The sequence below is a fragment of the Neorhizobium sp. 2083 genome (assembly GCF_031455615.1).
Taxonomy (GTDB): Bacteria; Pseudomonadota; Alphaproteobacteria; order Rhizobiales; family Rhizobiaceae; genus Neorhizobium.
This window is the reverse complement of record NZ_JAVDTC010000008.1, coordinates 1-13,231: the sequence shown is the minus strand read 5'-3', so window position 1 is coordinate 13,231 and position 13,231 is coordinate 1. Positions and strand designations below refer to the sequence as shown.

At 61.8% G+C, this 13,231-nt stretch carries 10 protein-coding genes; 9 read left to right on the top strand and 1 reads right to left on the bottom strand.

The features are described from left to right. The first annotated feature begins 29 nt into the window (after positions 1-29). The 8 genes from lhpH (at position 30) to J2X76_RS25750 (ending at position 10,062) form a co-directional block, all read left to right on the top strand. Positions 30-1,037 (top strand): trans-3-hydroxy-L-proline dehydratase, encoded by a 1,008-nt coding sequence (gene lhpH, locus J2X76_RS25785; protein WP_310220382.1) that lies wholly within the window; start codon positions 30-32, stop codon positions 1,035-1,037. A gap of 136 nt (positions 1,038-1,173) precedes the next feature. After that, positions 1,174-1,596 carry a RidA family protein gene (locus J2X76_RS25780; RefSeq protein WP_113127519.1) on the top strand — a complete coding sequence of 141 codons (423 nt, stop codon included), beginning with the start codon at positions 1,174-1,176 and terminating at the stop codon, positions 1,594-1,596. 12 nt (positions 1,597-1,608) lie between these two features. Then, the gene (locus tag J2X76_RS25775; RefSeq protein WP_310220380.1) at positions 1,609-2,280 is read left to right on the top strand and encodes a DUF1028 domain-containing protein; all 672 of its coding nucleotides are present in this window, start codon (positions 1,609-1,611) and stop codon (positions 2,278-2,280) included. A gap of 51 nt (positions 2,281-2,331) precedes the next feature. Then, a complete protein-coding gene (locus J2X76_RS25770) occupies positions 2,332-3,282 on the top strand; it encodes a LysR family transcriptional regulator (RefSeq protein WP_113127521.1) in 951 nt (316 codons plus the stop codon). 164 nt (positions 3,283-3,446) lie between these two features. Beyond that, entirely contained in the window at positions 3,447-5,804 is a 2,358-nt protein-coding gene (locus J2X76_RS25765; RefSeq protein WP_405030093.1) for a beta-glucosidase, read from the top strand. Between the two features lie 172 nt (positions 5,805-5,976). Further along, complete coding sequence (locus tag J2X76_RS25760; protein WP_113283481.1) at positions 5,977-7,050, top strand: ABC transporter substrate-binding protein; 1,074 nt, start codon at positions 5,977-5,979, stop codon at positions 7,048-7,050. A gap of 179 nt (positions 7,051-7,229) precedes the next feature. Beyond that, positions 7,230-8,966 carry an ABC transporter permease subunit gene (locus J2X76_RS25755; RefSeq protein ID WP_310220378.1) on the top strand — a complete coding sequence of 579 codons (1,737 nt, stop codon included), beginning with the start codon at positions 7,230-7,232 and terminating at the stop codon, positions 8,964-8,966. Positions 8,967-8,991: 25 nt separating this feature from the next. After that, positions 8,992-10,062: an ABC transporter ATP-binding protein gene (locus J2X76_RS25750; protein WP_310220376.1), complete on the top strand. Its 1,071-nt coding sequence runs from the start codon at positions 8,992-8,994 to the stop codon at positions 10,060-10,062. Between the two features lie 128 nt (positions 10,063-10,190). Here J2X76_RS25750 and J2X76_RS25745 read toward each other — a convergent pair whose 3' ends face one another. Then, positions 10,191-11,444: an NAD(P)/FAD-dependent oxidoreductase gene (locus J2X76_RS25745; RefSeq protein ID WP_310220375.1), complete on the bottom strand. Its 1,254-nt coding sequence runs from the start codon at positions 11,442-11,444 to the stop codon at positions 10,191-10,193. A gap of 352 nt (positions 11,445-11,796) precedes the next feature. Between J2X76_RS25745 and argE the strand changes: the two genes are divergently transcribed. Next, a complete protein-coding gene (gene argE, locus J2X76_RS25740) occupies positions 11,797-12,954 on the top strand; it encodes an acetylornithine deacetylase (RefSeq protein ID WP_310220374.1) in 1,158 nt (385 codons plus the stop codon). Positions 12,955-13,231 lie beyond the last annotated feature (277 nt).

Below are 13,231 nucleotides of genomic sequence, written 5' to 3'. Positions count from 1 at the left end.
TTGACCGATAACCACCGGGAAGAACGAGCATGAACATCGAGCGGATGATCTCGACAGTGGAAGTCCATACCGGTGGAGAACCGTTCCGGATCGTGACGAACGGCTTGCCGCGTTTTCCGGGCAGGACGATCGTCGAGCGCCGGGCGTGGGTGGAAGAAAACCTCGACGAGGTGCGGCAAGCGCTCATCTTCGAGCCGCGGGGCCACGCGGATATGTATGCCGGATATCTGACAGAGCCGGTGACCGACGGCGCGGATTTCGGCATCATCTTCGTTCACAACGAGGGCTATAGCGACCATTGCGGGCACGGCGTCATCGCGCTTGCAACGGCTGCCGTCGAACTTGGATGGGTGCCGCAGGCCGTGCCGGAAACCCGGGTCGGGATCGACGCACCCTGCGGCTTCATCGAGGCGTTTGCCGAATGGGACGGGCAGCGCGCCCGGTCTGTACGCTTCGTCAACGTTCCCTCCTTCGTCTATGTCGCCAATGCCAGCGTCGAGACACCAAGCTTCGGCCGGGTGGAGGGGGATATCGCTTTTGGCGGCGCATTTTATTTCTATACCGACGGTCGGGCGCATGGGCTGGATATCCGGCCGGACAATGTCGAACGGCTGATCCAGTTCGGCGCGGAGGTCAAGAAGGCGGCCAACGCGGCCTATCCTGTGGTGCATCCCGACATTCCCGAACTCAATCATATATACGGCACGATCATCCACGGAGCGCCGGCGCAAGCCGGATCGACGCAGGCCAACTGCTGCATTTTCGCGGATCGCCAGGTGGACCGCTCCCCGACCGGTTCGGGAACGGCGGGACGTGTCGCGCTGCTGCATGCGCAATCCGCCATGCCGGACAATGGCTGGCTGGTCAATGAATCGATCATCGGTTCCGTCATGCGGGGGAGGGTGATCGGTGAGGCAACGGTTGGCCGCTTCAAGGCCGTGGTGCCGGAAGTGTCCGGCAGCGCGTATATTTATGGCCAGTGCAACTGGTTCCTCGACCGGGACGATCCCATGAAACACGGCTTCCTCGTCCGCTGATTCAGCCTGCCCTGAGCAGTTTGCGCTTGCCTCGGTTTATACAAACCAGCGCACCGGAAATCTCTATTTTCCAAGCCACGGCGTGGCGGCGATACAGTCGCGGAAACGTAATCTGCCAGAACAAGGAAATCGCACGATGGTCGTTCACAAGCGTGTCCGCCAGTTCAACACCAAGGACACCTATCCGGAGCAGAAGCTTGACAACGACCTGTGCCAGACCGTGGTCGCCAAGGGCAGCATGGTGTTCGTGCGCGGCCAGATCGGCCAGGATCTCGACACTTCCGAAAGCGTCGCGATCGGCGACGCGGAAGGCCAGACCGAAAAGGCCATGGCCAATATCAAGATGCTGCTGGAAGAAGCCGGCTCCAAGCTGGAGCATATCTGCAAGATCACGATCTACATCATCGATCCGCGTTACCGCGAGCCGGTCTACCGCACGGTCGGCAAGTGGCTGAAGGGCGTCTACCCGGTCTCGACCGGCATCGTCGTGTCGGCGCTCGCCCGCCCGGAATGGCTGGTCGAGGTGGATGCCATCGCCGTCATTCCCGATGAAGAATAAGCGGATCGCGTCATGACCTTTTCCATCTCGGCCCGCTGCAGCGAAACGGGTGCGTTCGGCATCGCCATCTCGTCGTCTTCGCCTGCGGTCGCGGCCCGCTGCGCGCATGTCAAGGCGGGCGCGGGCGTAATCACCAGCCAGAACGTCACCGATCCCTCACTTGGCCTGCTTGGGCTGGAGCTGCTTGCCGGCGGACGATCGGCTGCACAGGTCAGGGGCGCGCTTGTCGCCTCCACCCCATTTGCGGATTTCCGCCAGATCGCGGTCATCGACCGGAGTGGTGCGACGGCCGCTTTTTCGGGCAAGGGTGCTCTTGGCGTTCACGGCATCGCGGAAGGGCAGGACTGCATTGCCGCCGGCAATCTGCTGATGGACCGGTTCGTCCTGTCGGCCATGGTCGAGGCTTTCGAGCAGAGCCGTGGCTTTCTCGCCGAAAGGCTTATGGTGGCGCTGAAGGCCGGACAGGATGCCGGCGGCGAGGCGGGTCCCGTCTATTCGGCCGGCGTAAAGGTCGCGCGGGAACTGGATTGGCCGGTCGTCGACCTGAGGGTCGACTGGTCCGAGCAACCGATCGAAAAGCTGTTCGAAATCTGGCGGGTCTACGAGCCGCAGATGGAGGACTACGTGCGCAGGGCGGTCGCGCCCGAGGCGGCTCCGTCCTTCGGCGTGCCGGGAGACGAATAGCCGTTTCGGTCGTGCTTGTTTGTTGAGCGTTTGCCGATATAAGCGAGTGGCATGAGATATACCTTGCGGCAGATCGAGTATTTCATCGCGACGGCGGAAACCGGCAGCATCACGCTGGCGTCGGAGCGGCTCAATATATCGCAGCCCTCCATCTCTACGGCCATTACCCATCTGGAGGAAGAGCTGGAGACCCAGCTCTTTGTCCGTCACCATGCGAAAGGCCTTTCGCTGACACCGGCCGGACGCGTGCTGCTGACCGAGGCGAAGCGTCTCGTCGATCAGGCAGAGCACATGTATACGGTGGCTTCGGAGGTCAACGACAAGGTCCGCGGCCAGATCTCGCTGGGCTGCATGGTCACCTTCGCGCCGATGATCATGCCGGAACTGTCGCATTCCTTCACATCCGCCTTTCCCGCCACGCGGATCGTGCAGACTGTCAGCGATCACGAAGGGCTGCTCGACAAGCTTCAAAGGGCGGAGCTCGATATCGTCCTGAGCTATGATCTTCTCGTCCCCGAAGGGTTCGACTTCCTGCCGCTCGCCAGCCTTCCGCCGCATGTCCTCGTCGGTGAGGCCCATCCCTTCGCCCGCCTCTCGTCGATCGCTTTGGAGAAGCTGGTTTCGGAACCGTTGATCCTGCTCGATCTGCCGCTCAGCCGGCAATATTTCCTCGACCTGTTCGCGAAACAGGGGCTCGAGCCGACCATCGCAACGCGCTCCACCCATCAGGACGTCATCCGGACGATGGTCGCCAACGGTTATGGCTATACGCTCGCCAACGTCCGGCCGAAATCGCAACTGGCGATGGATGGCCGCCCGGTCACCAGGGTGCCCTTGTCGGGGGAGCACAAGCCGGTCGTGATCGGCGTCATTTCTCTGCAAAGCGGGCGCAAGTCGAGACTTCTCGAAGCCTTCGAGCAACACTGCAAGTCGTTCGTCTCCGACGCCTACATTCCGGGGATGACGGCGCCGCTTCTCGACCGCCGCCGTTCCGTGACCTGATCATGCCAAGCTTTTGGTGAAGCCTCGCTTCGGAAATGATTTCTTTCCCCGCTATATAAGCGATGCGAAGGTCATCCTGGACCATATCCTTCCTCGCCGCGCCGATCCGCTGCAGGCGCCAGAAACGCATCATCCGGAGACATGAATTGACCTATGAAAGACTGATGGACGGCAGGTTTGCAGAACTTGTTGCCGAAACGACGGATGAGGAAAAGGTTGCGCTTCTGGCCGGCCATCGCATGTGGAAGACGGAGTCCATCGAGCGCCTCGGCATCCCGCGCATCGTGATGACCGACGGCACCTATGGCGTGCGTTACTCCATTCCTCAGATCGATGGCGATGAGGCCGGCGGCCAGGATTTTGATGCGTTTCTCTCCGTCGTCAACCAGCGTGCCGACCATGTGCAGATCGCCTGGGGTCAGATGAAGCTCGCGACCTGTTTCCCGAACGGCTCCAGCCTCGGCTGCTCCTGGGATGTCGATCTGGCCCGCCAACTCGGCGAGGCGCTGGCGAAGGAGTGCCAGGAATTCGGCGTTCATCTTCTGCTCGGTCCGGGCATCAATATCCGCCGCACGCCGCTCGGCGGCCGCTCCTACGAGTACTATGGCGAGGATCCGATCCTCTCCGGCGATTTCGCCGCCGGTGTCATCAATGGCCTGCAGGAGAATGGCGTCGGCGCTTCGTTGAAGCACTTCGCCTGCAACAATTCCGAGGTCGAGCGCACCTCGATGGATTCGGTCGTGGAAGAGCGCGCGCTGCGCGAAATCTATCTCCGGGGCTTCGAGCGGGCGATCAAGAAAAGCAATCCCTGGACGGTGATGAGCTCCTACAATCGGCTCAACGGCGTTCAGGCCGCCGAGGATCCGTGGCTGCTCAATCAGGTCCTGCGCGAGGACTGGGGTTATGATGGTCTCGTCGTCTCCGACTGGCACGGCATCAAGGACCGGCCGGCCTCGCTGATCGCAGGCAACGAGCTGGACATGCCGGAAAGCGGCACCCGCAAGGCCGACCTGCTGGAAGCCATTCGCGCCGGCAAGGTCGAGCGCGCTGTGGTGGACACGGCCTGCGAACGGGTGCTGAAGCTCGTGCGCCTGGCAAAACTCGGCGAAAACCGCTCCATCACATTCGATCGCGCCGAACACCACGCCCTGGCCCGCAAGATGGCGGCGGAATCGGTCGTCCTACTCAAGAACGAGGGCGACTTGCTGCCGATCGAGCCCTCCAGGGTCAAGCGCATTGCTGTCGTCGGCGAGGGTGCGGGCGTGCCGGTCATCCAGGGTTCGGGCTGCGCGACCACCATGCCGACTTCCGTCGACGTCCCACTCGAGGAAATCCTCAAGCTCGCCGGCAGCGACATCGAGATCGCCACGTTCCGCGGCACCAGCGAGATCGAGGCGGAACGCGCCGGGCTGATTGCCGAAGCGGAAGCCGGTGTCGCCGGCGCCGACATGGTCCTCGTCTTCGTCAACAACGAAAACGGTTATGACGGCGAAGGTTCCGATCGCCGCACGCTGGCGCTCGCGCCCGGCCATGACGAACTCGTGGAGCGGCTCGTGGCCGCCAATCCGAATACCGTCGTCGTGGTTGCGAGCCCGGATGCCGTCGTCATGCCGTGGGTCGACAAGGTTCCGGCCGTGATCGAGATCTTCTTCTCCGGCCAGGCCATGGGTGGCGGTATCGCCGACGTGCTCTTCGGTCGCGTCAACCCGAGCGGCAAGCTGACGACCACGTTCCCCAAACGCATGGAAGACATGCCGGCCTATCTCACCTATCCGGGTGAAAACGGCCGCCACGTCTATAGCGAGGGCGTCCATGTCGGTTATCGCTGGTACGACGCACGCAAGATCGAGCCGCTTTTCCCCTTCGGCCACGGTCTGAGCTATACCCAGTTCGCCTATTCCGATGTGCAGCTCGACAGGAACGAATTGCACCTCGGTGAAACGGTGACGATCAGCTTCACTCTGACCAATACCGGCCTCCGTGAAGGCAAGGAAGTCGCGCAGGTCTATGCTCGCTACGGGGCGCCGCGTCTTATCCGTCCGGTACGTGAGCTGAAATCATTCGCCAAGGTCGCGTTGAAACCCGGCGAGAGCCGCAGGGTTGCGATCGCAATTCCGGCCGAGGACCTTTGCGCCTACGATACGGCACGTCAACGTTGGGCGCTGGACGAGGACATGGTTGTCCTTGAAGTCGCGGCCTCCTCCCGCGATATCCGGTTGGAAGCCCCGTTGCGGACGAGAGCTTCCGTTTCGGAGCACAGGCGGATCGCCTGGGACACGCAGCCGGTCTTCGTGCTTGCCAATCCCATCGCCCGCAGGATGTTCGGTGCCTTCCTGCAGAAGCAGCTGGCGATCGGCGCAGAAGATGCGGACCGGATGCTGGAGCATTGCGCAAACTCGTTCTTCGGTATCTTCACGACATTCGACCGCCGACTGCGCAAATCCTTCGCGCGGGCGGACATCGATGCGTTGATCGTGGACATCAACCGGGAAATGGAAGAGCAGGAACGCCGGATGGCCTGAAGGCTTCATCTCGGCCGTCTGCACGAGGCCCGCGCACGCGCGGGCCTTTGGTGTTCTTGGGGCCGATGCCGATTAGGGCACCCCTAACCAGAACGCCTGAAATAAATAATTTACACAAGCAGCCGCCGGTGGCTTGTTGAAGCTGTAACAGGCTATCTAAAGGGGAACCAATATGGCCACGAAGTTTAACGTGACGCGCCGCAACCTGCTCAAGGTAGGCGCCGGCGCCGCGACCGCGCTGACCGCTCCCGCCATCTTCACCAAGGGCGCTTTCGGCGCCGAAGTCTTGAAGATTCAGGACATGGGCGGCGCTTTCGAAAAGGGTTTTCGCGCGGCTTTCTATGAGAGCTTTGAAAAAGAGAACAACGTCAAGATCAGCGTGACGACCAACGGTCCGGATCCCATCCCGCAGTACAAGATGGTCGTCGACACCAAGACGAACCTGTTCGACGTCTGCATGATGACGCCCGAGCATGTCTTCCGGATGAAGGCGCTCGGCGGCGAATACATGCAGAAGCTGAAGATCAAGGTCGCCGATCCGGAAAACTATGTGGCCGGCTCCATTACAGACGAATTCGCCGGCGTCGCCGTCTTCGCGCTGGCGCTCGGTTATCGCAAGGACACGTTTGGAGACAAGGGCCCGAAGAACTTCCAGGACTTCTGGAATGTCGAAGCCTTCAAGGGCCGTCGCGGCCTTTGGCGCAGCCCGGTCCTCACCATGGAGCTGGCGCTTCTCGCAGACGGCGTTCCGATGGAGCAGCTCTATCCGCTCGACGTCGACCGCGCCTTCAAGAGCCTCGACAAGATCCGCAAGCACGTCGATGTCTGGTGGACGACCGGCGCCCAGTCGACGCAGCTCATCCAGAGCGGCGAACTGGACCTGATGAGCATCTGGAGCACGCGCGCCCAGACCGCAATCGATGACGGCGCTCCGGTATCGCTCGCCTGGGGCCAGGGCTTCTACAATATCGACGGCTGGACGATCCCGGTTGGCACGCCGAACACCGAGCTTGCCAACAAGTTCGTCGAATACTGCATGAACGCCGAACGTCAGGCAAAATACACGGACATCCTGGCCTGCGGCCCGGCGAACGTGAAGTCCTACCAGTACATCAAGGCCGAACGCGCCAAGCTGCTGCCGACCGCGCCTGAAAACGTCAAGGGTCTGCGCCCGCTGAATGCCGACTACTGGGGCAAGAACCAGACCGCGCTCACCGAGCGTTTCGAAAAGTGGATGCTGAGCTGAGGCGCTTGCGTTAGGAAACCTCCTTCCAGATAGAGTATCCGGTCGGCGCGGGTGCAGTGGGTATCCGCGCCGAAATAATATAGAGAGATCGGCATCGCGCCCGTTCGATAGACCACCGGTTCCGGCTTGCGCGCGGCTCGCAAAACTCGCCGGAGACCGACCTACCAGAGACTGACGAAATGGCCGAACGGCAAATCCCCAGCGCCCGTCGCTTCAAGCTCGATCCGATCTGGCTTGCAGGTCCGGGCATTCTTTACCTTATTCTGCTTCTCATCGTGCCGGCGGCGGGCCTGATGTTCCTGTCGTTCCGCGACGCATTGGGCAACCTGAGCTTCGAGACCTATCGCCAGATGTTCGGCGCCGGTATCTATGTGCAGGTGCTGGTCAACACGTTTTCGGTCGCCATACAGACGACGATCGCCTGTCTGCTGGTCGGCTATCCGCTGGCCTACTGGCTGGCCCGCATGCCGGAAACGCGACGGCGCGTGGTCATGTGGCTCGTGCTTTTGCCGTTCTGGATGAGCGCGCTCCTCAAGAACTTCGCCTGGATGGTGCTGCTGTCCCGTCGCGGCGTGCTTTCGCAGATCCTCACGGGTCTTGGCATGGGCGGTCCCGTCGACCTGCTCTACGGTCGCGGTGTCGTCGTCTTTGCCATGGCGCACACCATGCTGCCGCTGGCGGCGCTGACCATGCTGCCGACGCTTCTCAGCATCGATTTCGGTCTGGCCCGTGCAGCCAAGACGCTCGGCGCTTCCGGCGGCCAGGCTTTCTGGCGGGTGGTTTTCCCGCTGTCCATGCCGGGTGTTGCCGCTGCCGGCCTGCTCGTCTTCATCAGTTCACTCGGCTTCTTCATCACGCCGGCACTGCTGGGAAGCCCGCGCGAAACGGTCATCGGCCAATTGCTGATCACTCAGGTCCAGCAATTGCTGAACTGGCAGCTGGCGGGCGCCATCGCCGTCATGCTGCTGGTGGTAACCCTTGCGATCTGCCTCGTCTACGATCGCGCTTTCGGCATTTCCGCCGTCTCGGGCGAGCGTAGCGACCGGAATTCGAATGGCATGTTTGCGCGGCTTGGCCGGCTCCTGATCGCCGGCCTCGCATGGGCGACCGATCTTCTCGCCGCGGTCTTCGACAAGGTGCCGGGCTTCAGGCGGCGCGACTGGCTGTTGACCGCCTTCTGCGTCGCCGTGATGGTGATGCTTCTCGTCCCGGTTCTGATCTTCGTGCCGATGGCCTTCGGCAGCTCGAGCTTCCTGGAGTTTCCGCCGCGGGGTTATTCGCTGCGCTGGTTCGAAACCTACTGGAGTTCGCCGAACTGGACGGGGGCGACGATGCGCTCTTTTGCAATCGCGATCGTCTCGGCCCTGTTGGCCTCGGCCATTTCCAGCATTGCCGCCTTCGGCGTGGCGCGCAGCACCAGCCGGGTGGGCAATCTCGCCTTCCTTCTGTTCATGCTGCCGATGATCATCCCCAACATCGTCATCGCCGTGGCGCTCTTCTATCTATTCGCCCAGATCGGCCTCGTCGCGACCGATGCCGGCATCGCGCTCGGCCATACGCTAACCGCCTTGCCCGTTGTCTTCGTCATCATCCTGACGACGTTCAAGAGCTACGACTGGCGTCTCGACCATGCCGCGGCGACACTCGGGGCAACGAAAACGGACACGATCCGCAAGGTCACCTGGCCGATCATCAAGGGAAGCGTCGTTGCGGCCTTCCTGTTCGGCTTCCTGCATTCCTTCGAGGAACTGACCATCGCGCTTTTCGTCGGCGGCGGCGTGCGCCAGACCTTGCCGAAACAGATGTGGGACGACGTCCTCCTGCAGGTGAGCCCGACGCTTGCAGCCGCATCGGTGATCATCCTTGCCGTCGTCACCATCGTCTTCGTCGCTGCCGAACGCGCCCGTCCGCGCTGACCCGACCTATCACTGGAATTACCGGATGTCTCAGATACCAACCCAATCGCAGTTCTCGCCGCAGGCCGCAAACACGGTCAAGCTCAGCGTCAAAGGCATCAAGAAGAACTACGGCCAGACCACTGTTCTGCAGGCGATCGACCTTGATGTGCGCGCCGGAGAACTCCTGACCCTGCTTGGCCCCTCCGGATCGGGCAAGACCACGCTCCTGCAGATCATCTGCGGGCTGGTGGACCCGACCGCTGGCAGCCTGTTCATCGACGGACGCGACGAGACGAACCTGCCCGTCAACCAGCGCGACATCGGCGTCGTTTTCCAGAACTACGCACTGTTCCCGCATCTGACAGTCAAGGAAAACATCGCCTTCCCGCTGCGGATGCGCAAGATTGCCGGTGCCGACATCGACAAGCGCGTCGCCGAGGTGCTGGACATGGTCAATCTCGGCCATGCCGCCGACCGTCTGCCGAAGGCGCTTTCAGGCGGCCAGCAGCAGCGCGTGGCGCTCGCCCGCTGCCTCGTCTACCGCCCGGGCGTCATCCTGATGGACGAGCCGCTCGGCGCGCTCGACCGCAAGCTGCGCGAGACCATGCAGATGGAAATCAAGCGCATTCACCGCGAGACCGGTGCGACGATCATCTTTGTCACTCACGACCAAGAAGAGGCGCTGGCGCTGTCCGATCGCATCTGCCTGATGAACGATGGTTTCATCGCCCAGATCGGCACGCCGCATGAAGTCTACGAGTCTCCCGCGAACCGCTTCTCGGCCGAATTCATCGGTCTTTCGAACATTTTCGACGGCACTATCGCCGATGGCATGTTGAGAACCAATGAGGGTACGATCCCGGCGCCCGGGTTGCAGTCGGGTGAGAGCCTGCTTGTCCGGCCCGAACACGTGACTCTGACCGGCGCAGCCGAAGGCTTCCTATCCGGCACAGTCAGCGAGACCGTCTATGCCGGCGCGGAAAGCCGCCTCATCGTCACGCTGAAATCCGGCAAGACCGTGATCGTGCGTCAGCCGGCCGGCGCCGATATCGCGCCGATCGGCACGGAAGTTGGTGTCGCCTGGGCGCCCTCTGCGGTTCGCGCCGTTCGCTGATAACAGGGTATATAGATCGGGAAAGCCGCACGCGGAGTTCCACGTGCGGCTATTTCGTTTGTTCTGAAAAGTGATGAATTGCCTTGAGCGCAGACGGCAACGTGATCAGTTGCCGTCTGCGCTGCCCGTCATCGCTGAGCTTGTCTTGGGAGGACCATTTGGCGCTGTGCGATGTGATCTGCGAGATATTCGGCATCGTGCCAGACGCCCCAGATGAAGGGCGACGCCCGACGGGAAAGCCAGGCAAGGCCCAGGACATAGAGACCGGGCGTATGGGTCACGCCGCGGTCATGGAACGGTCGCCCTTTGTCATCCAACTTGCCGGCCTTGATCCAGCTGAAATCCAGTGCATATCCGGTTGCCCAGACGATGGACTTGATATTGGCTTGGGTCAGGTCGATGCTGAGGATCGGGTTTGTTACACAGTCGGGCGAAGGGCCGATGAGGCGCGCTTCAGGCTCCTCGGGGAAATCCAGACTATTGGCCGCCACATAGGCGTCCGCCGCATCCATGATGGACAGATAGCTCGCGTCGCCCGCCGCGATGTTCTGCGCCAGATCGGGTGCGATGTGCAGGACGCCGCTTTCATATCGCTCCGCCTTGCCCAGAAGCTTCATGCCGCGCTCGGCGAAGCGACGGAAATCCACCGTGTGGCCGCCATGCGCGCCGCTGACGGCAATGGTGACGTGTTCGGTGGAGGGGTCCGGGGTCTTCTTGTCCCACTGGCCGAGGACGCCGAGCCACCAGCAGAAATCCTTGCCGCGATAGCGAAGGGGAGGACGGTCATGCGGGCCGATCGCCAGATAGACCTCGCGCCCCGAGCGGAGCATTTCGTCGGCGATCTGCGACCCTGACGAACCCGCGCCGACCACGATGACCGCGCCTTCCGGCAGCTGTTGCGGGTTGCGGTATTCGTTCGAGTGGATCTGGAATATGCCGGTTTCCTCCGGAACGACTGCCGGAATAACCGGGCGCTGGAAGGGGCCGGTCGCGGCGACGACGTTGACGGCCTCGATCGTGCCTTCTGAGGTCTCGACCACAAAACCGGAGCCGTCGGCCTTTTCCGTGACCGCCTTCACCTCGACCCCGCAGCGGATCGGCGCCTCGATCTGCTTTGCGTAGTCCTCGAAATACCGGACGATCCGGTCCTTGCTGGCGAAGGAATTCCGGTCGATGTCATCGAAGGTGAGGTTCGGAAAGCGGTCGTGCCAGGCGGGGCCGTTCGCAACCAGCGAATCCCAGCGGCCTGTCCGCCATTTTTCCGCTATCCGGTCGCGTTCGAGCACCAGATGTTCTATTCCCTGCTTGCTCAGATGCTCGCTCATCGCGATGCCGGCCTGGCCGCCTCCCACAACCAGCGTGTGTATCCGTTCCAATGACATTGGCGTCCTTTTCCTGTGCCATGTTGCATCCGGCGCATCGCCCGGCATGTACAGACTGGTGTATTGGAGCCGCCTTCCCGCGAAAAATATGATTTCGTTCAGCCTTGCTTAGTCTCCTCCTAAACCGCACCTGCGCATCTCATCATGCCGACGCCGGGAGCAGGGAAGGGGCCGTTTCAAGGCTTTCGTGGGTATAAGGCTCGGGCCGATTAGGCTGAGGCTCATCAATGGGTCGGAAACGCGTAATTCCGTTTGTCCTTGCTTGCGGTAGGACACTTCACGCGGACGGCGCGAGGATACGGCTGGCGCTCTGGCGTGCCAAACTCCTGCTGTCGCGAATGGAGGCTTCCGCGTGACAACCACCCTTGAAATCCTTGATCGGCTGATTTCCTTTCCAACGGTCAGCCGCTCCTCCAATCGGGATCTCATCGCCTATGTGACGGGCTTGCTCGACGGCGCGGGGATTGCATGGGAGCTCGCGGAAAGCGCGGACGGCAGCCGCGCCAATCTGTTTGCGACCGTTGGTCCGAAAGAGGGGAAGGGTGTCGTTCTCTCGGGGCACACCGATGTGGTGCCGACGGAGGGCCAGGCCTGGAGCCGCGATCCTTTTCGGCTGCATTCGGAAAACGGCAAACTTTATGGCCGGGGTACCACGGACATGAAGGGCTTCGTGGCGGCGGCCATATCGGCTTCCCTGAAGGCTGCGGCGCTGCCATTGCGCACGCCGCTGCATCTGGCGCTTTCCTATGACGAGGAAATCGGATGCGTGGGCGTGCGCGACCTTCTGGCAAACCTGAAGACGCGGCAATCCCGGCCGTTTCTCTGCATCGTCGGGGAGCCGACGGGGATGCGGATCGCCACCGGGCACAAGGGCAAGCTGGCGCTGCGAGCCTGCTGCACCGGTCGCGCCGGTCACTCCGCGCTCGCCCCCCGGGCGCTCAATGCGTTGCATCTGGGAGCGGATTTCATTGGTGTCCTGCGCGGCGAGCAGCATCGTCTGGCGATGTCCGGAACGAGGGACGATGCCTACGACATTCCCTACAGCACCATCCACGCGGGGGTGATGCGTGGCGGCAGCGCGCTCAACATCGTTCCTGAATGCTGCGAGGTGGATTTCGAGATCAGGAACCTTGCAGCCGATGACCCAAGGGAAATCGTCGCACGGATCACCGAAGGCGCCGAGGCCATCGCGGCCCCGCTACTGGACGAATTTCCCGAGGCAGTGGTCAAGATCAAGGAGATCAACGCCTATCCTGGCCTCGACACTCCCGAGGATTCGGAAATCGTGAACCTGCTGCGCCGGCTTGGGGTTCGCAAGGACCCTTTCAAGGTCGCCTTCGGCACCGAAGCGGGGCTTTTCCATACCGAACTAGGCATGGCTGCCGCCATTTGCGGTCCAGGCGATATGGCCCAGGGCCACAAGGCCGACGAATATATCGAGATGGCCCAAATGGAAGCCTGCGACACGATGCTGCTCCGCCTGGTTCAGATCATGCGGCATGGGCTTTAAGGAGGCTGTAGTCCAATCCGCTTTTGCGGGGAGCAATCCGGAGCTTTACAACATGGGTCTACGTCTAAAAACCAAGGATGAGCGCATGCACGGTCTCCGGCATGGCGCGGTCCTGCCTGATTGCCGAGACTGAATTCGGCGCCGTCGGAGTAAGTTCCATAAGATAGATTATGCGATCTTTATTTGTAAGGGCTATTTAGTAATGCGACAGTTGGGCCAGTTAGAGATGCGACAGTCTCGCCTCTCGATGCGCTGGTCAATGCCAACGTCGGGAGCA